We start from the raw sequence: 19642 nt of genomic DNA, 5'->3' as shown, positions 1-19642 counted from the left end.
CCTAAAAGCGTACGCTGATCGGCGCGGCCATCGAGCGACCGATCACGCCTGACCCTTTTCGCCAAACAGGATCTCGTACGTGCTCGGTTCGTAATAGGACATGATGCTACGCACGAAGTCGCGTGCGTTCATATCGAGGGCGTTTGCCCAGATGCTGTAACGCTCGGCTGGGATACGGCCACGTCCCGCCTCGATCTGAGAGACGAACGTGTAATAACCAACCTCAACGCGTTCGGCGAGTTCGCGCTGCGACAGACCGGCAGCCTCGCGCCGGCTCCGAAGCCAGGCACCGCCTTCCTTACGAAGACGCTGGCGCGCCATATCCTCAGCCAGAACAGTCTGCGTCGCCATCACTCAACCCTTACGCACCTGGCCTTAAACCAGCTTCCGGAAGCGGATCAAAATTTTAGAAGAAACCGCTTCAACGGTCGGAACTTTATCATAGGACAAAATTCGCGCGAGTTCCAGTGACGGCAACGCCCGACGTTCGGCCTCGCGAAAGGCCGCTTCCCTTATTGGATCGGCTGCTCGACGGGGCGCGTTTCCATATGGTCGGCCAAGTTGCGCAGAAGCATGACGGCAGCTTCGCGGCCGACAGTCATCTCAACAAGATTGGCGTATGCCGTAGAGGCTGCACTCAAGACCTCAGTGAAAGGCGCATGCTTGCTACCTTCCTCGACGGCCTTTTGGAGGTTCGGAACGAAGACATCCTGCGTCAGACGCATGACACGTTCCTTGTTCTCAGGAGGAAGCTGAAAGCCGTTGGAATCGGTCATAGTGATATTCTCCGTTTGAAGGCTTACTGTTCGTTCATGCCACGGCGGAGCTGGTCCGTCAGCGGCTTGGTGAGGTAGTTCATCAAGGTCCGCTCGCTGGTCTGGATCAGCACTTCCGCCGGCATACCCGCTTGCAACTGACGCCCCTGGAGCTTCTTCATCTCCTCAGGCGGCGTTTCGACCTGAACACGGAAATAGGGCGGGCGGTTGTTCGGCTCGATCCGATCACCCGATCGCGATACGACCTTGCCCATGATTACCGGCGTCGTACGCAGATCCAACGCCGAGAAACGAACTTCAGCTTCCTGTCCAATAGAAACATTGTCGATATCGAGCGGCGACACCTGAGCCTCGACCAGGAAGTCGCCTTCCTTGGGCGCGATCTCCATTAGCACCTCGCCCGGCGCAATGACGCCGCCCACCGTCGTCACGACAAGGTTCTGCACAGTGCCGCTCTGGGGCGCGAGGATGTCCAAGCGCTTCGAGATATCGCTGGCCACGAACAACTGCTGCTGCAGATCGGCGGCACGGGATTCGGCATTGCGCAGCTGCGAGACGACATCCTCGCGGAACTGCTGCTGCGTTTGTATGATCTGCATCTGCGCTTCGGAAATCTGCTGCTGAGCCCGGCCGAGTTGGGCCGTGACATCACCGATCTCACCGTCGAGCTGTGCCGAACCGCGCTGCAGTTCCAGAACACGGGATTTGTTCATCAATCCCTTGCGCAGCAAGCCTTCCAGCGCAGTCAGTTCCTCACGGATCAGCTTGACCTGCGTTTCGCGGGATTTTCTCTGTGCCGTCAGGCCATCGATCGTACGCTGAAGCTGAGTAATCTTCTGTTGCAGCAGATCGACCGTGCCGAACAACGTCTTACGCCGCTCGTCGAATTCCTGCTGCTGACCTGCCAGGATTTCCTGGACCTTCGCATCCGTGTTGCGCTGCTCGAGATCGGACGGAAAAGAGATGCTCTCCTTTCCGCTCTGCTCGGCGATCAGACGAGCCTGCATGGCGAGCTGCGTATCAAGCTGGGTCCGCAGGCGGACGACAGCGGCGTTGGCCTGCGTTTCGTCGAGCGTGACCAAGACGTCACCGGCCTGCACCTCCTGACCTTCGCGGACATGAAGGGATTTGATGATGCCGCCTTCCAGATGCTGGATGGATCGCCGCTTGCCTGCGAGCGTCACGGTGCCCGATGCCGTGACAGCACTGGCGAGCGGAGCTGTCGAGGCCCAGACCCCAGCGCCGAAGAAGGTCACGCCGATAAGGACGAGACCAGCAATGATCGGACCGCGAGCGGAGACCGGGGCGCTGATGTCCCTAGCCTCATGAAGATCCTGGTCTTCACCCTTCTTCAGGAAGCGCGCCAAGGGTCCGGGCAAACTCCGCTTGGATTCCAAAGCAGGAAGCGCGCGTTCCATAGGTTCCATAGATCCATTGGTCATGCGCTTTGCCTTTCTGGCGTTTCCGGCGAAATCGGGGCGTCGTCCACCTGAGAAGTGCAATTCATCAGGCTTGCCGTTTGAGCTTTGTAAGCCGTCAAGCGTTCGCGCGCGTCATGTGGGTCACCTGACCCATGGGTTGAACAACAGGCGCCTGCGTTCCCGAGCGTGGGTTCAGGCGTTCGATCACGTCCGCCGCAGGACCGTACATGGTCAGCGTCCCAGCCGTGAAGACAGCGAGCTTGTCCACTTCGTTGAGCAAAGACGCACGATGGCTGATGACCACAACAGTGCGCTTTTCGGATTTTGCGATCCGCAATGCCTGGGCGAGAGCCGCCTCGCCATAGCTGTCGAGGCTCGAGTTCGGCTCATCGAGAATGATGATCTTCGGATCGCCGTAAAGCGCGCGCGCAAGGCCGAGGCGCTGCCTCTGACCGCCGGAGAGTGAACGCCCGCCTTCACCAATCTTCGTGTTGTAGCCGTCGGTGAGCTGCAAGATCATTTCATGAACGCCAGCCTTCTGGGCGGCTTTCACGACCGCTTCGGCATCGACCGATGTGAAACGGGCGATGTTCTCGGCAATCGTGCCGGAGAAAAGCTCAACATCCTGGGGCAGGTAGCCGATATGCGGTCCCAGCAGTTCCGCATGCCAGTTGTCGATGTCGGCGCCGTCGAGGCGGACATGGCCGCTGAGCGGCGCCCAAACACCCGTCAGAGCACGGGCCAGTGTGGACTTGCCCGCACCGGACGGACCGATCACGCCGACCACTTCGCCAGGCATGATCTGCATATTCACGCTCTTGAGCGTCGCAGCGTTCGTGCCCGGAGGGGCAACGACGAGCTGCTCGAGAGTGATCGCTCCGGTCGGCGTCGGGAGCGGCATCTTCTCCGGCTCAGGCTGAGTGCTTTCGAACATTTTGGAAAGTCGGTCATAGGCCGAGCGGGTCGCCATGAACCCTTTCCATTGCGCGACAGCGCCCTCCACCGGAGCGAGGGCCCTGCCCATCATGATCGAGGAGGCGATCATGGCGCCCGGCGTCACTTCCGACTCCAGCACGAGATAGGCGCCCACGCCCAGGATCGCGATCTGAAGTACAGTTCGTATGAATTTCGACGTCGCGAGGATCAGACCCGCCCGGTCGCTCGCCTGTGCCTGCAAGCCGATCGCCCGGTCGTGCAGCGTGCTCCAACGGCCGCTGATGGCCTTCATCATGCCTAGCGCATGGATGATCTCGACGTTCCGCAGGGTCGTCGAGACGTATTGGTTGGCGCCGATCGAGGCGACGGAGGCATCCTTGAGATGGCGGCGCGTCATCAGCTCATTGGCGAGCGCAAGGCCAAAAATCGCGACCGCGCCGATGGTTGCCACGACGCCGATCCAGAAATGGATCATGTAGCAGACAGCCAGGAAGATCGGCATCCACGGCGCATCGCAGAAGGTGATGATGCCTCCGCCCGTCAGAAATTCTCGAAGCGTGTCGAGATCTCGCACAGGTTGCGAGTAGCCACCGGTTGGCGAACGCAGGTGCCCGCGGAAGGAAGTCGAGAAAACATTCTTGCCGATGAACTTATCGAACCGTGCGCCCGTTCTGACGAGAATACGGGAACGGATGGATTCCAAGGCGGCATAAACAACCAGCAGTGCGACAGCCAGCAGCGTGACCATGATCAAAGTCACTTCACTGCGACTGGCGAGAACCCGGTCATAGACCTGGATCATGTAGAGGGGGCTGATGAACATCAGCAGATTGATAAAAAAGCTAAAAACAATGACGAATATGAAATTCGTTTTGCAGACGGAAAGTGCTCCGCCCAATGCCGATTTCTTATTACTGATGTACGACACCCGCACCCCCGATCAATGGAAAAATTTTATTTTGGAAAGCAAAACTAAATTTTTGCCATGATTTTACTTCGGCACTGCATTATTTAATGCGATGAAGCGCAGAGCTTGCGGCTGCCAAATTCGAGCCATCGTCAGATTCACTTCTTTCATTGCTCGAACCGAACCCATGAAGGCTCTTGGCGTGATACCACGCGGCACAACGCATACCGCTTAACACAAATTTATCGATCGCAGGAAGCGAGAGCCCCTTTAGCTTCCTCGCTTTCGTTTCCATCAAGGCCGAAATGAGGCTAAAAATCGATTTGAGATTTTCAGCCTTGGGGTGTCGCAGAAAACGCTCTCAAAAGCTGAAGCTGGGGCGGGCATGCAACGGTCTTTTGCTTATGGCGTGCTCCTATATGAGAACAGGATGGTTCGCATGGGCGCCCCTGGCCGCAACGACAGCTCGCATCCGTTGCGGCAGAGCTTAAACTCGAATGGGTGAGGACCAACCGATGCGGGCCAGCGTATCGATCAAGGTCGAGCGGGCCACTTTGAAGGTTCGGCACACGGACGCTTTGCTGGCGCCGGCGGCAAGGGCGGCCGTGATCTGCTCGATCTGTTCAGTCGTCAGGGTGGGAGGACGCCCGCCCCGCCGCCCTCTTCGGCGCGCAGCAGCCAGCCCGGCGATAACGCGCTCACGGGTCAAGGCTCGTTCATATTGTGCAAGGGCGCCGAAAAACGAGAACAGAAGCTCACCATGAGGCGTCTGCGTGTCCATGGACTCGGTCAGAGAACGGAAGGCCACGCCACGAGAACGCAGGTCTTCGACAATCGCTAGCAGGTGAGGCAGGGAACGGCCAAGGCGGTCGAGTTTCCAGACAACAAGCGTGTCGCCCCACTTCATATACTCGATGCACGCCTTCAGACCCGGCCGGTCGTCTCGCGCGCCCGATGCCTTGTCGGAATAGATATGACGCTCGTCCACCCCAGCCGCGACCAGTGCGTCGCACTGCAAGGCGACGGATTGGCGATCATCGCTGGAGGAAACCCGCATGTAACCGACCAGCATGTACGGAAATCCCTCGGTAAGAGCTTTCCGCACATCTAGTCAATCCGACATGGTTTGTCGTGCAAAAATGGATATCCAAGCACGCAAACATCACCGCTCGTCCCTCACCTGTCGGAAAACAGGTGTTTTCCGACAGGTGTGAAAGTAAACGGTTTTGCAGTATCTAGGCGTCGAAATTCGTTCCTCAGATTCTGATCAATCTACGAAGACTACAATCTATCAGTGGTATGATGTTGCGGTCGAAATTCTATACTGTGCCTAAAGACCGCCAGACCTATCCCTAGCATCAGCATACCCCCGTTGAGATTGGGAACACTTCGAAATTTCGGTGGGCGTCACGACCACCCCCACATCGACGCTGAAGTGACGCCGCATTCTAATTTTTGTATGGTCTAGTGAGGATGTGTAGCGCCCACAAGCTGCTGATTGCATTCTACATGTTGGAGGTGTTCGTCCGGCCGTTTAAATGCGTGCCGTAATCGTCCCTCCGCGAATTGAACCGCTCCAGCACAGTGCACTGCCGCGGCACTTGGAAACTTCGAATTCGACGATACGCTCCCCTTAGCGAAGCCTTCACTCCACGGTTATATCACCGCAACCCGAGCTTAATAGTTAGCCAACGGGACGCAGGGCAGATGCATACGGCTTTCAACGAACGTTTGCGCTTCCTTCAGATCGAGGAGGATGAGCTGGAAAGCTTGAAGCCTCATGCGGTATTGGTTCAACAGGCGCTCGAGTGTGCCCTCGGTCGCTTCTACGCTCAAGTCGAGGCCACTCCAGCCGTCAACCGCTTCTTTCCAAATAGCGAACGACTCGATGCTGCAAGAATTGCCCAGGGCGAGCATTGGAGCCGCATCGCATCGGGTGAGATTGATGAAGCGTATGCTGAGAACGCCGAACGCGTCGGCCGCGTCCATGCACGCATTGGTCTGGAGCCGCGTTGGCATCTTGGCGGATATGGCCTGATCTTGGAGACGATGGTTGCCGAACTCGTCCCAACTTTAGTGGGACGTGGCTTCGTTGGTCGTCGCCGAACCGAGAACGCCGGACGTCTGATCGGGCTTCTCGTGAAGCTCGCAGTCCTTGACATGGATCTCGGTATCTCGACCTATTTCCAGGCTTTGGAAGCTGAGAAGGTCAGGCTCGACAGCGAGCGCCAGCGCCTAGCCGATGAGCAGTCGCGTGCCTTGGGAGATGCCTCCTCGACTATGGAAGAAATGACCGCCAACATCCGCCAGAACGCGGACAACGCGGGCCGTACAGAGCGACTTGCGCAAGATGCATCTGCCAGTGCTGGGCGTGGAGGCGAAGCGGTTGAGCGATCGGTGGTGGCCATGCGTACCATCGCTGCCAAGATTTCCGTCGTGCAGGAGATCGCCCGCCAAACAGACCTTCTGGCCCTCAACGCCGCGATTGAGGCGGCGCGTGCCGGTCAGCACGGCAAGGGCTTTGCTGTCGTAGCAAGCGAAGTCCGTAAGCTTGCCGAACGAGCGGGACGAGCGGCCAGCGAGATCGAGACGTTGACTGCGAGCACGCTTCAGGCGTCCGAAGCGGCGGGTGAAAGTTTGCGTGCGCTCGTCCCCCATATCCAGCGCACTACCGAACTCGTGTCTGAGATTTCGTCTGCCTGCCGCGAGCAGTCGTTAGGTGCAGAGCAGATCAACGAGGTTCTGCAGCGCTTAGACCAGTCCGGTCAGATGTTAAGTTCAACACCCGTCGTCAAGATGCTGCATCCACCTGTCGCTCAGGCAGCGTGAAGACTTGGGGCAGGTTCGGATCGATTGCGACACCGCTAGCACAGAAGCAATCGTAGAAGACCGTCTGCGGAACGGTTGGGGAGCCTCTTCAAAAAGATGCCGATCAGTGCTCCCGACACCCAAAGTAGGGGCGCGTTTCGCAGCCTTTGGTTCCACGTCTTAAAGATTTGTAATGAGCACTCCCTGTTCGAGCGCCGTGCTGCGCTGAAATACGTTTTCGATCAGGAGGGGACCTCTTCTCATCGCCACCTTCATTTGCAAGGCACTGAGGCAGCGGCTTGCAACCAATCACGGAAAAGCTCGTTTTTGTCGCAGAGACAGCAACAGAGATTGGAGATCCCATGGGTAGCACGAGCGACAAAGCCGCAGGTCTGGCGAACGAAGCGATGGGCAACCTGAAGCAAGGGGTTGGCAATCTGACCGGCAATGAGAGCTTGGAAGCAAAGGGCAAAGCCCAGGAGCTGAAGGGCGAAGCTCAGCAGGTGAAGGGCGATGCCAAAGCCGCAGTGAAGGATGGCGCTGACAGCGTGTCGAAGGCTGCGCACGACAAGCTCTGATATATTCAGACCCTTGTATGGGTGCTACAGGATCCTGTGGCGCCCATTTTGCTGTCCGATCACACCTACAACGGCCAGGCGTGCGCGTGAAGGATCGTGATCCGAAGAACTGAGACCCCTTCAGGAGCTCGGGGAGAACAGCAATCAAAGCTCGGCCTAAAGGGACACGCCTATGTCGCTTGTCAAAGCTTCACGATGGCGACGATCGCGATAGTAAAGACAAAGCCGATGACGGCGATCCAGACGATCTGGCGGTTAACGGCAGCCTTGATGCGCGCATCGGAACGAGCACTGATCTCCTCGAGATCCTTCATGGAAACCATGCTCTTCTCCGCAATTGTGTAGCGCCGTGCTGAAGGGTGGGCGTGGCGAAAATGGAAGCCCGCAGGAGCCGCCTTCCTAGGCCTATCAGAGCTTCACGATGGCAGCGATCGTCCCTACCACCAGGAAGGCGATGACGACGGTCCAGATGATCTGGCGATTGGTCGCATCTCTAAACTTCGCAAGCATTTCGGCGTGGCGCGCGTCGGAGCGGGCATTGATAGCTTTGAGGTCCTCAAGGGAGACCATGTCTTTCTCCGCATTGTCGTAGGCGTCGGCGAGTTCCTGCGCGAGGTCGTCGGCGTTGCCTTGGTCATTGCTGGCAGCTTTGAGAGCCTTGGCGATCTTGAGCCTGTCGATCTTCACGTTCGCTTCCAATCTAGGGGTTTCAGCTTGCGGAGCCAATCCCCACAGCCACCCGATCCGCGAGGGCAGGGCTGGCCAACCTCGCCGGCGCAGCCGGGGACCGGAACGAAGAGGAGGACCGCGCAGCGGTTATGGCTTGGCGCTGGGCCGTCATCGACCGGGGTATGGCCAGGGCGCGAGGCAAGCCAGAAGGCGCGGGACACCGAAGAGGCCGGGAAGGGCGCGGCCGGGACCGGCGGCAGTGCAGCGGGGAACGGACGAGCCTGCGGGGTGGTGTCGGGTCAGATGGGTCGGCGTGTCGCTGGCACTGACTGGTTCATGGCCGCGGCGATGCTGTTATGGAGCAGCATGGCCGACGCCTCGCCTCTCGCCGCTTTCGCGCCTTATGCCATTGCCGGCATTGCCTTGCTGCTCGTCTATGCGGTGCTGGTTGCATTGCTGAAGCCGAAGGCGAAGCTGGAACGCCGCCCTCTGCTGACGAAAGGCGATGATTTCCCGCATATCGATTTGGGTTGGCGGGGCATCATACGCGCCGAGGCCATGCCAAGGAGGGAATAAACGTCTCGCGCACCTTCCTTAATCCAGCTCGCAACATCCAGCTTCCCTCACCGTTACAGCTAGAACCCTGTTTGCGCTCGTATCCGAGGCCGTGGCATTCTATCTTGTGGGCTTGATGAAAGCGGAGAGCTGAAATGTCCGACATGGATCCGCTTCTCTTGGTCGCCCTGTTCGGTTTGGCCGCCATACCAGTCGCCATTGCCTACTTTGAAATAACCGGCCGACGCATCGATCGAGATATCGCTCGCCGCAAAGACGGCTGGCCGATGCGATAACAGACATCGCAAAGGAGCCATTCGGTCCTTTTTTGTTTTCACAGATCAGGTCCATCAACCCGGAGCCGGCTCCGCGCGAGTCCCCGTTCGCCAAAGCGACCCTGTGCTTAGCCCCACCGGAAACGCGATGGATCAGCCGGCATCCGTTGCCCCGCCGTTGGCCCTAAACCCTCCTGACCCCTCCGGTTTACCGCCTGGCGTATTCAGCTTGATCAGCGCTCGGATCTGGATAGGCGTGAGGTTGGAGAGGACGGTCATTGATCACTCGCACAGCCCTGCCTCTTGTGGCGCTGCTTCGGGCGCTATCAATAGCCCGCGCTCGATCTCCCGCATGGCGGTGTCATCCAGCCCGTCTCGCAGGTCGAGACCACGGTGCGTTACCTCGGCGTCGATCCGGCAATCCAAACTGTCGTTGAAATATAATAACCACAGGTTACATTCTGCGGACTGCTTGCGCCATGAGCAGTTCGGCCCGCGTCACCCGCCTCATTTGTCAGGGAGACGCGGGCCATTCGAAAGAGCTCCCGAATGACCCGGAAGCGACACGGCGAACGCCGTCGTTCGCTCGATCTCCAAGGTGCTCTGCGCCCCCTGCTGACGAGCCCGCGAAGGCAAACATCACGCTTCTCCAAACTCCCGCACAGCCCGTCCCTTCGGCGTCAGCCGGAACCAGGCCGTGTTCTGCCAGCCGAACTCCGACGTCGCGAGCTTCAGTTCGAGCAATTCGAACACGCCCATCAGGATCTGCGGAGATAGCTCTTCGATCCGCCGGCCCACGCTGTCGGGGTCACCGCCTGGGGTATCGAGCTTAATCAGCGCTCGGATCTGGATCGGCGTGAGGTCAGAGAGAGCGGTCACTGGTCGCACGCGCAGCTCTGCCCCTTATGGCACTGCTTCTCCCGGCTGATGCAGCTATTGCCGCACGCCTTGCCCTTGGAGCATGTCTTGCAGCACGCCTGAGCTACACGGACCTCTTTGGCAGGGATCGGCGTCATAGGGACGGACGCGGCAGGAGGCGGCCGCGATATCAGGTCCTGCAGGGTCGTTTGCGCGGCAAGCGCAGATGACATTGACGCAGCCAGCGCCAACGCAATTGCGAATCCTCGAAGCATGTGGCCCTCCCTCAGCCAAATCATCTTCGAGTTGTAGGCACCCGTCTAGCGCCTATCGTTTAGCCCGAACCCATCCAGCCGATTGAGCATCAGCCTCGCTGCAGAACCAGCGCTCACCGGCCTTCTCATTGATCTTCGTGCGCCCGTAATTCTGTTGGCCCGGCATGTGGTAGATTTTGCCGGAGCCCGAGATGTTGCCCTTGATGTCGCAACCCTTGGGCTGCCCCTCGGCGGCGCGCTCGCTTTCCAGCCGCTGGCCCTGGTTGCGCCATTTGGACGGTTCGATGAACTGGCCCGCCCAGAGGCCCCGCTTGACGGCCTTGGCTTCCGCCTCCTCCTGGCTGTAGCGCCCGTCCGAGTACTGCTTGTACTCGATCGCCCAGCCCGCCTTCACCATCGCCGCGTTCAGCACGACGTTGCCCGGTGTGGCGCATTCGGCGACGATCCGGCCATACCGGTCCCGATCTTCCTCGAAGCACGCCACGCGCCCGGAACGGCCGATCAGGTCGGCGAGATACTGCGCCGCCCGGCCGCCGCAGAGATAGCGTTTGCCCGCCGCGTCGTCACAGGTCTGGCTGCTCTCGGGTGCGTCCATCCCGTAGAGCCTGATCCTCGCCTTCGTGCCCTCGATCGCCAGCGTGTCGCCGTCCACGACGGTCGCGCGGCCTTCGATGCGTTCGGCTGCCGGTGCCGGCGTCGAGGTCAGCCAGACGACAAGCGCTCCGAGGCCAATCGCTGCCGCGACGAGCCACCGTCTGGAAGGCCGCCGGAGTGTCGCGGCTGGAGCCTGAGGCTTGTCCGCCATCATCTCGAACAAGGTGTGTTCCATCGCCTCCCGGTCCCGAACGATGCGCTCCATGGACGTGTCGATGGGTCGACCTTCCAGAATGTCCGTGAGCGAGGCAAAGGCGCGCTCCTGCTCCAGGGTTGGAAGCCTTTGGTCAGCCATCTGCAGCTTCGTCCTCGGTCATCGACATTGCCTTGGAGCCTACCGCGAACACATGGTGAAGGGCAGCGCCTTCCCCCGTTCCGGCAGCGAGATCCCCTGATGTGCAACCTTTACTCGCTGACAAAGGGCCAGGCCGCGATCCTGGCGTTCACGCGGACGATGAAGGACCGCACGGGCAACCTGCCACCCATGCCGGGCATCTTTCCCGACCAGAGCGCGCCGATCGTGCGCACGGTGGACGGCGAGCGGGAGCTGACGATGGCGCGCTGGGGCATGCCCTCGCCGGCCTTCGCCCTGAAAGGCCGTGCGACCGATCCGGGCATCACGAACATTCGCAACACCAAGAGCCCGCACTGGCGCCGCTGGCTCGGCCCAGCCCATCGCTGCCTCGTGCCATTCACCTCGTTCTCGGAATACGACACCGACGAGGACGGCAAGAAGGTCCCGGTCTGGTTCGCGGGCAGCGAGGATCGGCCTCTGATGGCCTTTGCCGGTCTCTGGACGGAATGGACGAGCGTTCGCAAGAAGGCCGAGGGCGAGGTCACGGTGGAGGCGTTCGGCTTCCTGACGACGGAGGCGAACCGGACGGTCGGCGCAATCCACCCCAAGGCCATGCCCGTCATCCTGACCGAACCCGACGAGTTCGACCTCTGGCTAGTCGGGGATTGGAAAGAAGCGTCAGCTCTTCAGCGCCCGCTTCCCGACAGCGTCCTGCGGATCGTCGCACGGGGTGAGAGAAGCGACGCCGAGGGGTAGATCCTGGCCGTGAGACGACTGCGACAGAGCCCTGACGAGATCGGACACCAGACTGAGAATGTTGGGCGGCAGCGTAGCCAGATCCGCCACCGTCCGAGAGAGTTGAGGCGGTATCCGGTTCGCGAGAACGTCCTTGGCGTTGCTGCTGCCCGGTTCAGCAGCGCCTATCAGATCAATGAGAGGGCAATCGAGCACCTTCGCGATGCGGATCGCCGTCGATACGCTGATGCGGTTGCGCCCCGTTTCATACTTCTGGATCTGCTGGTATGTGACGCCGAGATGCAACCCTAAGGTTTGCATGCTTAGGCGCTTCTCCATTCGATACGCCCGCACTCGCAAGCCGAGCGCCACATCGACCGGATCCAACTTCAAATCCACGAGAACTCTCCGTCGTCTGTTCGAACGATGTCTGCTTTGCAGCCGATGTCGTGAACCCGCCATGCCCCTCGTCCTGACCCAAAAGTGTGGCATGAATCGCGCTTTGCCGCGCTGCAAAACAGATAAGAACCCACACTCAAAAAGGGATTACTAAGAAATAAAAACCACCATAAGTTGAACTTTGTAGGTTTCCCTGAGATCGAGGACCCCCTATGCCTGCCTGTCGCAACGCCCTCCTGATCGAAGCGCTGGCCAAGCTGGGGGAGGTCGAGAAGACCCTGGCAGAGGCCGTTCAGGATGTGCGCACAGCGGTGCCTCTCATTCGATACCAATCCACCGACGCCGACATCCAGCATGGCAACGAGGCGATGGCGACGGAGTGAACCCCTTTCGTTCCTGAGGGGCTGAGTCAGAGCCATTGGCCAGCCGCCGATGTGCCAGGCCAGTCCCAACCGGGTACAGTGTGCCTACTGAAAAGGTGCACTAGGAACAGCTCAGACATTTTGCAGGAAATTTAAAAAGTAGATTTCGACCTCTCAAGCGGTTCAGCGTCGTGGCATCCATCGTTGCATTTGAAAGGTCTGAAATGTTTGAACCGTGGATTGGCAAAAGTTTCGGTGTGCCAAACGTTGTCGGTGGTTGCCGACTGCTCATTTTGGGGGAGTCGCATTACACGAAGGACCTGTCGAAGGTTGGATGCACGCCAGCCGGCTTCACGAGTGACGTCGTGGAAGGCTTGGGAATCCATGGTCGCCATGCCTTCTTTGGCAAACTGCATGAGATCGTGACGGGTCTTCGTCGCGGCGATCAATCGCCGGAGGACAAGATTGCCTTCTGGAACTCGGTGGCCTTCTACAACTACGTGCCAGTGCTGGTTGACGGCAGGGACACGAAGGAAGGCGGAGCCGGGCGTCGTCCAACTGACGCAATGTTCAAAGCCGGTGCGGAATCCTTCCAGAGCATCAGACGTGAAATCAACCCGGATGCAGTGATCGTCTGCGGTCTAACGCTCTGGGACTATCTAGCGCCGACCCTCAATCAGTTTGAGGGTCCGCCACGGGACGTTATCTACTACGATGACGGAGATACGTTGTATGCTCGGATCCAGCACCCGTCTTGGGCCGGGTTCACGACTGATAAATGGTACTACCGCATTCACCGGTTGATCGAAATGACCGCCGAGCCTCGTCAAGCGGGGCGGCGGGAAGTCTGGACAAAGGTGGACGGCTGATGTGGAGTTATCTCGACACCAGACCAGACGCTGAAACCCTTAAGCAACTGCTGATGGCATTCAACGATCCAAGCTGGTTCACCGATAGTCGCTCCATGGATCTTAGGATTTTCGAAGCCTTCGATGGTCGTTCCGTCCAGAAAATACGGAATGAGTTTGGAGAGGAGATCCAAGTCGCGGATTGCCCTTTGCCTTTCTTGCTGATCGATGGTGAGCGGTACTTCTACGACCGCTTCACGACCATGGTATCGGATGCCTCACAGGAATATCTGGTTCGCCGAACGATCGAAGTTCCTCACTACACAACCTCCATAGACGCGGCGCTTGAGTTCACCGGTCGCATTTTAGGAGACAGCGTTTCATGGCGTCTGACAGAGAAGAACCCTACCCCTGGCACTAGGCAGGGATGGCAGGTCGATCGCATGCAGAATGGTGAAACGATAGGGACCGCTCGTGAAACATGGGCAGCGAGCGCAATCGTTCTTCTAACCATACAGGCTTTGCAGCTCCCAACCGGCATCTTGGCCGTTGTAGGTCAACCCGATGCCGCCCCTACGGGTGAAGCGCCATAAAGCGTTCCTGGTCGTGCTCCAGCTGCCTTACCGCATCAAGAAGGGTCTGGATGGCAAGCCGCTCATCACCATTGCATTCCGCTAGGATCTGGTCGATCTCGCCGTCGCCACCGGCCTGCCATTCAGGTTGATACGAGGCGGGGCTAGTCGAACCGACGCTCACCCAGGACTGGCCTCCGGATATCTCCTTGGAGAAGGAGATGGTGGAGGCCTGAAGGCGAGCGACCGCGTGATAATCCTGACTGTCAGTGCGCAGACTGATCATCGCGGGCACGCAGTCGCTCCATAGCTGGTAAGCCGATCGCATAAGATCGGCGCGGTGCGCGTCGAAAATTGTCGGCCACCGCTGCGTTCGACGCCCGCCAGTCATTTGTGCAGACCACGGCGCACATACCCAGCCGAGATCCGCTGGGCATAGGCCTCCTGAAGCGAGCGCTGGCCCAGGATCAGGGCACCGACCGCCATGCGGGCGTCGCCGCCACAAGTCCGAATGGCCTCCTCGATCGCTGCGTCCAGATCGCTTGCAAGCGGAAGATCCGTGATCCGTTCCGACAATCTAGACATCGCAGCCCCTCTTGATTCCGTGCGGCGACCATGACTCCGAACGCTCTTGCAGGGAAGCTTTTGTTCCTACTTTGTTCACAGAGTTAGGAATGGGGTCCGCAAGTGGTGCAGGCAATACGGGACTTTGGCGAGGGGCTGCGCAAGGGCCTAGGGATCGTCGTGCGCTGCGACCCCTGCAATGCACGGGTCATCTATCGCTGCATCGATTTCCAGGGCTTCATCGCGCAAGGGGCCGACATCGAGACGTTGAACTGGCGGTGCTCCAGCTGCCGGGCACGTGCCGATTATGTCCGTTACACGTTTCCGGACAAACTCGAGCGTGAGAGCCTGGCGCAGTGGAAGGCACCGCCTTGGATGCAACGGCGCTGGTGACGAACAATAGGCGAGCGCAAAGAAAAACACCCCTCGGACCGTGAGGTCCGAGAGGCGCTTGATGCTGGAGCGCACCGGCAGGTGATTCTGCCGGTGCGCACTGTTAAATGTGATTACGAGCGGAAGAGCGACAGGACGCTCTGCGCCGACTGGTTGGCGATTGAGAGCGCCTGGACGCCGAGCTGCTGCTTGACCTGCAGGGCCTGGAGCTTGGTGGACTCTTCCGACATGTCGGCGTCGATGAGGTTGCCGACGCCCTTATCGATCGTGTCCATCAGCGTGTTCACGAAGGTCTTCTGAAGCTCAATACGGCTAGAGACTGCACCGAGGCTGGATGCAGAAGTCGTGATCTTGTTGATCGCAGTGTTTACCGCAGAAATGTACGATCCAATGACCTTTGCGATATCGTCTGCGTTCTTCGCACCGAGTGCAGAAAGACTTGCATCGGAGATATTCAAGTTAGTGACGGAGATCGTAGCTGCGCCAGCGACAGCAGAAGTCTGGCTGATCGACAGGCTAGCCGTGCCGCCAGTTGCAGTCGATTCGAACTTGAAGGCGGCGCTAGCTGCAGAGACAGTCGCGTCGACGCCGGCTTTGCGAAGGGCTGCCTGCAGAACCGTGAGGTACTTCGAACCGTCCGCGATCACTCCCGTATTGATGCCGAGAGCGTCGTTTACCAAGGTCTTGTCGATGATGACGGCTTTCGCCGAGTTCGTGCCCGTCTTGATCGTGAAGGAGATCTGGTCGTCGGCGTCCAAAGTCACTGCGGCGGAGAAGTTGCCACTTGTAAGCGCCGCCTTCGTCGCGTCGACGCCGGCCTTAGCGGCAGTGTCCGCCGGTGTCGTAGCAAATCCCGCCGTGCTGGTGTGAGCAGTACCAGATCCAGTGTCGATCGTGGCCACCGAAGTAACGGCAACGGTCTTGGTCGCCCCGGCATCGGTACGACGCAGTCCCAAGTTACCAGCGCCGTTAACGAACGCTTCTACGCCTTGTGTCGTGACCTTCTTGTTGAAGATATTAGCTAGTTCTTGGACCGAATTCACTTCACCGGTAACAGAAACGCCGTTAGCAATAGTAGCATCAGCCTTCGTAATATCAATGAAACTCGAACCAACTTCTGTAGCAAAGGTAAATTTTACGCCATCGCCTGCATCATTGAAATTATTAGCAGCATTCAATGCCGCAAAACTACCAGTCAGGTTGAAAGCTGTCACGCCTTGAATGGCGTTAGCGCCGGTAGCTGAGCCCACTGCGCCAGCAAGACCGTTGAGGTTCGTATTACCCGTGGTCGAAGCGGTCCCACCGATCGCGAGAGCGCGACCGTCGGACGATGTAAGGCCCACCGCCGAGTCAAGAATGCCACGATTTCCGGTCGTCGTATTACTATCGAAAAGTGCGACCTTCGAAATATCGACCGAAACAGTTCCGATCGTCACGCCATTTGCCGAATTGCGCGAGAATGACGAAACGACTTCCTTCGAGCTGTCATAGTCAGAGGACGCAGAATTGACAGACAACCAATTCTCACCCGAGAAGGTCGACGAAGATGCAATGCTTTTGAGCTGTTCCTGTAGCGAGGAAATCTCAGTCTGAATGATCGACCGATCGACACCCGCCTGCGTTGCCGCAACCAGCTTGGATTTGATCTCGTCGAGAACGTCCTTGGCCTTATTGAGGCCCTGATAGGCGGTATCGACCGTGGCAGCGCCAAGGCCGAGTGCATCCTTGACTGTTGAAAGCGACTTATTGTCGGACTTAAGCGTCGTGGAAATCGCCCAATAAGCGGCGTTATCCTTGGCTTCGCCGATCTTGTAGCCGGTCGAGATACGACCCTGGGTCGACTCGAGCTGCTGATTGGTGCTCTGCAGGGTACGCAGCGCGGTGAGAGCAGCAGCGTTTGTGTTCACGGAGGTCATAAGATTGTCCCATATTGATCATTCAGGGGACATGACGAATCTAATCATCTAGCAGGACAGTGGCTTCATGCCGGCGACCTGTTAATGTCGCTGTCTGCAGGAACTCAGAGTAAGCGGCCTAATTGAAGGAAACGCTAACGCCAGCGGGCTGCAGAAGCATTTTTCCTGAGATTCTCGAGACGATCAGCCCATGCGTTCACGATGGCAATCTGAGTGCCCTCCGGCGCATCATGACAAAACGCCATGATGCGGTCGATAAGTGTAGAGAAGTTATCACCGCCTTGTGCGCGTAATCCTTCAGCACCGGTAACGAGCAAATCTTGAGCTTTGATCTTCCCACGATCTAGCACCAAGCCGCACACATCATGGACCTGCGAAATGCTAAAACTGAGATCTGAGCTTGAGCGCGGTCCAACGCTTGGGAAGACAAAATCCGTCTTCGGCTCTTGGTGTACGAGTTCCCCAATTTCGATAGCCGATTGTATGAATGGCACTCCCTGGCTTGGGACGTACACATGATGAGGTACATCGGGCTCGATCCAACTGTTCAACCCCTCCTTCAGCCAATCCTTCCGCAGCTTCAGGACGTTGGATAGAGGCTGAAGCGTCATCGTAGAGATGAGCACCGCCAGGCATGACAGCCGTGTGGGTAGACCTCCGGCACTTCTGTTACGAAGGAGCGCTTCCCACGCGTAGGCGAGCTCATCAACAGACAACACCCGCGCCTTTCGCGTAACCTGCGGTGAGAGGAGCTTTTTGGTCCTCGTTTTCTCCAGCAGACCTTTAAAAACGGCGAATTTATCAAGATCAGTAAAGAAGCCGTGAAGCCCCTTAGCTGCCGAGTCCGCGTTGGCTCCCGCAGCCTGATCAATGAGTGCCTGCATCTGGGGAACGTCGATATCAACAAAACGTCTTCTGCGGGTCGCACCCTCGATATGATGGTCAACCAAACTTCGGTGCGTTCGAAGGTAGTTGTCCGTCTTAGGTATGCCCGATGAGGAATGCTGACCATCAGCGGCGCAATCTAGGTACCAGTTGATGATCTGGCCGAGCGTCGAGTTTGCGTTCTGGTTCTGCATCGCTGATAGCTCAATCGAGTTGGTCTGATTCCTTCGCAGATGGCGCTTTCCCAAACCTTGGAGGCCACTCAGATAGCGGAGCTCTATCTCCTCGCGGAGAGCAAAGCTCTCGCGATGAGGGAAGCCCTATCGTCAAGCTCTAACGCTTCAGCCGCACCCAAAGCGTCCCCCAAAGACAGGTCATGAAGCGGGTGCAAATCGTCGAAGGCAATATCGCGTGTCGCTGTGTCGATAACCGACCAGCGGCCATTCTGATTCAGTGTGATTTGAAAGCGCACAACGAGACCCTGGGATCCTCAATGGTGGTCCATCACACCTCGGAGAGAGAAAATCTTTAACCTAGTTTACAACCATTCGTGGCGCTCTGCCCTGCAGATTGGGGTGCACCCCTGAACTTCGAGCACCTCGAAGCCCGGGTTGGGCTTCGGATCGAGGCCGGCACCGACGCCAGACGTTGCCCTTGATGGTCGGAGGTCGCCAGCCGTCGCTGGACCCAATCGCGGCGGAACGGCGAGGCAAAGCGCGAAGCACTGCTGAAGATCCAGCCGCGCCAAAACGTGGCGGCTTGAGCCGGTAGTCCACCGCCGCTGGAGAGCATACGGAGACACCCAGATCATCAGATCCTAGGTGTGCCAAACGTTGCCAGCGGTGAGCGTCTGCTCATTCTGGAAAGACACACCGCACCAAAGAGCTGTCGAAGGTCGGACGTACGCCAGAGACGGTTTGCCTGAACAGGTTTTGGTGCTCAGCGCAGATTGACGAACGGTGTCGCGGTGGCGGGAACCATGGTCGTGGGCAAGGCCCCGTTCCACCGTTCTGCTTTCGTCAACTCGATGAGGTTGGGGTTGTCGGCCAAGGCGGCAGCACGAGCGCGGATCGCAGCAGCCTCCGCCTCACCGGCCAGGCGCGTGGCCTCCGCACGCGCCTTGGCTTCGGCCACGGAGGAGTCAGCCCGCGCCTTCGCTTGCGTCACGGCAATCTCGGCTTGGACCTTCTCGCGCTCCAAGGTCTGTCGCTGTGTTGCGACTCCGGCCTCGGCCGTTGCGCGGGCCTCCACCGCCTGCTCATAGCTGTCTGACCAGTCGATGTTTTCGAGCTGGAAAGAGATCAGCTGGAATGGTGCGCCTTCGATGTTCGAGCGAATCGCGGCTTCGATATCGGCGTTAAGCTTACCCCGGTCGCGAATGGCGCTGGCCGCTGTGAAGCCCCCGAAGATGGTCTTCACCTCCTCGTTGACGCGTGGCGCCAGAACACGGCTCACCATAGCCTGGACCGACCCGAACTCGCTGTAGATCCGCGCCACCTCGCTCGTGGTCGGCTGAACGTTCACCGACAGGACGAGCGTTCCGATCTGCTGGTCCTGGCTGTAGGCCGTGACGTGCTCGAACCGGTAGTTCTCCTGCCGGATGGAAATCGGGACCGTCTCCTCGACCACAGGGATCTTGTAATGGAGACCTGGCTCCGCGACTTCGCTGACGCGGCCGTTGTAGAGCACGACGGCCCGCTCGCCTTCGTCCACCGTGTAGAACGATCCGAACACTGCCAGAATGAGAAGCGCAGCGCCGACGCCAAAGGCAATCTTACTGATCACGCGTCTTCTCCCGAGCCCATTTATAGATAGCTTGAACACCAATGATGATGACGGCTGTCACAACGAGGGCGCCGACGATTCTCAGACCCATTCTTAGCCTCAGGGTTGTACTGGGTTTCCCAAGGTGACGCTTCCCAGCGCGAATGGCTAGGGCCTATCAGCGTCTGAACTCGACT

The 19642-nt window shown here is 58.7% G+C and carries 24 protein-coding genes; 9 read left to right on the top strand and 15 right to left on the bottom strand.

Annotated features, from left to right (window positions below):
• Positions 1-42 precede the first annotated feature (42 nt).
• The 5 genes from M673_RS23050 to M673_RS23030 all read right to left on the bottom strand — a co-directional run bounded on the left by M673_RS23050 (position 43) and on the right by M673_RS23030 (position 5112).
• Positions 43-351, bottom strand: a complete 309-nt coding sequence (locus M673_RS23050) for a helix-turn-helix domain-containing protein (protein ID WP_061979086.1) — start codon at positions 349-351, stop codon at positions 43-45.
• 161 nt (positions 352-512) lie between these two features.
• Positions 513-776, bottom strand: a complete 264-nt coding sequence (locus tag M673_RS23045) for a hypothetical protein (protein WP_061979085.1) — start codon at positions 774-776, stop codon at positions 513-515.
• 23 nt (positions 777-799) lie between these two features.
• Entirely contained in the window at positions 800-2218 is a 1419-nt protein-coding gene (locus tag M673_RS23040; protein ID WP_082640099.1) for an HlyD family type I secretion periplasmic adaptor subunit, read from the bottom strand.
• A gap of 94 nt (positions 2219-2312) precedes the next feature.
• Complete coding sequence (locus M673_RS23035) at positions 2313-4061, bottom strand: type I secretion system permease/ATPase (protein WP_244510327.1); 1749 nt, start codon at positions 4059-4061, stop codon at positions 2313-2315.
• 466 nt (positions 4062-4527) lie between these two features.
• Entirely contained in the window at positions 4528-5112 is a 585-nt protein-coding gene (locus tag M673_RS23030; protein WP_061979083.1) for a recombinase family protein, read from the bottom strand.
• Positions 5113-5747: 635 nt separating this feature from the next.
• Between M673_RS23030 and M673_RS25250 the strand changes: the two genes are divergently transcribed.
• Both M673_RS25250 and M673_RS23020 read left to right on the top strand, forming a co-directional pair.
• The gene (locus M673_RS25250) at positions 5748-6869 is read left to right on the top strand and encodes a globin-coupled sensor protein (protein ID WP_061979082.1); all 1122 of its coding nucleotides are present in this window, start codon (positions 5748-5750) and stop codon (positions 6867-6869) included.
• Positions 6870-7210: 341 nt separating this feature from the next.
• Entirely contained in the window at positions 7211-7426 is a 216-nt protein-coding gene (locus M673_RS23020; protein ID WP_061979081.1) for a CsbD family protein, read from the top strand.
• Between the two features lie 182 nt (positions 7427-7608).
• Here the strand turns inward: M673_RS23020 and M673_RS25135 are convergent, their stop codons facing one another.
• Both M673_RS25135 and M673_RS23015 read right to left on the bottom strand, forming a co-directional pair.
• Positions 7609-7740 carry a hypothetical protein gene (locus M673_RS25135; RefSeq protein ID WP_274534691.1) on the bottom strand — a complete coding sequence of 44 codons (132 nt, stop codon included), beginning with the start codon at positions 7738-7740 and terminating at the stop codon, positions 7609-7611.
• 94 nt (positions 7741-7834) lie between these two features.
• On the bottom strand, positions 7835-8113 hold the full coding sequence (locus M673_RS23015; RefSeq protein WP_148640252.1) for a hypothetical protein: 279 nt from the start codon (positions 8111-8113) through the stop codon (positions 7835-7837).
• 318 nt (positions 8114-8431) lie between these two features.
• Between M673_RS23015 and M673_RS23010 the strand changes: the two genes are divergently transcribed.
• Both M673_RS23010 and M673_RS24780 read left to right on the top strand, forming a co-directional pair.
• Complete coding sequence (locus tag M673_RS23010; RefSeq protein ID WP_148640251.1) at positions 8432-8671, top strand: hypothetical protein; 240 nt, start codon at positions 8432-8434, stop codon at positions 8669-8671.
• 134 nt (positions 8672-8805) lie between these two features.
• Positions 8806-8946 carry a hypothetical protein gene (locus M673_RS24780; protein WP_156421155.1) on the top strand — a complete coding sequence of 47 codons (141 nt, stop codon included), beginning with the start codon at positions 8806-8808 and terminating at the stop codon, positions 8944-8946.
• Between the two features lie 618 nt (positions 8947-9564).
• On the opposite strand, the gene M673_RS23005 is transcribed toward M673_RS24780, so the two are convergent.
• Together M673_RS23005 and M673_RS23000 are read right to left on the bottom strand one after the other, a co-directional pair.
• Positions 9565-9813, bottom strand: coding sequence for a hypothetical protein (locus M673_RS23005; protein ID WP_148640250.1), 249 nt, complete (start codon positions 9811-9813; stop codon positions 9565-9567).
• 297 nt (positions 9814-10110) lie between these two features.
• Positions 10111-10917 carry a thermonuclease family protein gene (locus M673_RS23000; RefSeq protein ID WP_244493301.1) on the bottom strand — a complete coding sequence of 269 codons (807 nt, stop codon included), beginning with the start codon at positions 10915-10917 and terminating at the stop codon, positions 10111-10113.
• A gap of 189 nt (positions 10918-11106) precedes the next feature.
• Between M673_RS23000 and M673_RS22995 the strand changes: the two genes are divergently transcribed.
• On the top strand, positions 11107-11763 hold the full coding sequence (locus tag M673_RS22995; RefSeq protein ID WP_061979077.1) for an SOS response-associated peptidase: 657 nt from the start codon (positions 11107-11109) through the stop codon (positions 11761-11763).
• Here the strand turns inward: M673_RS22995 and M673_RS22990 are convergent.
• Complete coding sequence (locus M673_RS22990) at positions 11686-12141, bottom strand: helix-turn-helix domain-containing protein (RefSeq protein ID WP_061979076.1); 456 nt, start codon at positions 12139-12141, stop codon at positions 11686-11688. The genes M673_RS22995 and M673_RS22990 overlap by 78 nt on opposite strands.
• Positions 12142-12353: 212 nt before the next feature.
• Here M673_RS22990 and M673_RS24775 point away from each other — a divergent pair, with 212 nt between their 5' ends.
• The 3 genes from M673_RS24775 (at position 12354) to M673_RS22980 (ending at position 13944) form a co-directional block, all read left to right on the top strand.
• On the top strand, positions 12354-12524 hold the full coding sequence (locus tag M673_RS24775; RefSeq protein WP_156421159.1) for a hypothetical protein: 171 nt from the start codon (positions 12354-12356) through the stop codon (positions 12522-12524).
• A 170-nt stretch (positions 12525-12694) separates the two neighbouring features.
• The gene (locus M673_RS22985) at positions 12695-13372 is read left to right on the top strand and encodes a hypothetical protein (protein ID WP_148640249.1); all 678 of its coding nucleotides are present in this window, start codon (positions 12695-12697) and stop codon (positions 13370-13372) included.
• On the top strand, positions 13372-13944 hold the full coding sequence (locus M673_RS22980) for a hypothetical protein (RefSeq protein ID WP_061979074.1): 573 nt from the start codon (positions 13372-13374) through the stop codon (positions 13942-13944). The genes M673_RS22985 and M673_RS22980 overlap by 1 nt, the downstream gene beginning before the upstream one ends.
• On the opposite strand, the gene M673_RS22975 is transcribed toward M673_RS22980, so the two are convergent.
• Together M673_RS22975 and M673_RS22970 are read right to left on the bottom strand one after the other, a co-directional pair.
• A complete protein-coding gene (locus M673_RS22975) occupies positions 13925-14218 on the bottom strand; it encodes a hypothetical protein (RefSeq protein ID WP_148640248.1) in 294 nt (97 codons plus the stop codon). The two genes, M673_RS22980 and M673_RS22975, sit on opposite strands and share 20 nt — an antisense overlap.
• 92 nt (positions 14219-14310) lie before the next feature.
• Entirely contained in the window at positions 14311-14508 is a 198-nt protein-coding gene (locus M673_RS22970) for a hypothetical protein (RefSeq protein ID WP_148640247.1), read from the bottom strand.
• Between the two features lie 102 nt (positions 14509-14610).
• Between M673_RS22970 and M673_RS22965 the strand changes: the two genes are divergently transcribed.
• Positions 14611-14880 carry a hypothetical protein gene (locus tag M673_RS22965; RefSeq protein ID WP_061979071.1) on the top strand — a complete coding sequence of 90 codons (270 nt, stop codon included), beginning with the start codon at positions 14611-14613 and terminating at the stop codon, positions 14878-14880.
• Between the two features lie 113 nt (positions 14881-14993).
• Here M673_RS22965 and M673_RS22960 read toward each other — a convergent pair whose 3' ends face one another.
• The 3 genes from M673_RS22960 to M673_RS22955 all read right to left on the bottom strand — a co-directional run bounded on the left by M673_RS22960 (position 14994) and on the right by M673_RS22955 (position 19505).
• Positions 14994-16796, bottom strand: a complete 1803-nt coding sequence (locus tag M673_RS22960) for a flagellin N-terminal helical domain-containing protein (RefSeq protein WP_061979070.1) — start codon at positions 16794-16796, stop codon at positions 14994-14996.
• A gap of 134 nt (positions 16797-16930) precedes the next feature.
• Entirely contained in the window at positions 16931-17875 is a 945-nt protein-coding gene (locus M673_RS24420; protein WP_148640246.1) for a hypothetical protein, read from the bottom strand.
• Between the two features lie 745 nt (positions 17876-18620).
• Positions 18621-19505 (bottom strand): prohibitin family protein, encoded by an 885-nt coding sequence (locus M673_RS22955; RefSeq protein WP_244493303.1) that lies wholly within the window; start codon positions 19503-19505, stop codon positions 18621-18623.
• Between the last annotated feature and the right edge of the window lie 137 nt (positions 19506-19642).

It is taken from the genome of Aureimonas sp. AU20 (assembly GCF_001442755.1).
In the GTDB taxonomy this organism is placed as follows: Bacteria; Pseudomonadota; Alphaproteobacteria; order Rhizobiales; family Rhizobiaceae; genus Aureimonas.
This window is presented reverse-complemented; position numbering and strand designations above follow the sequence as displayed.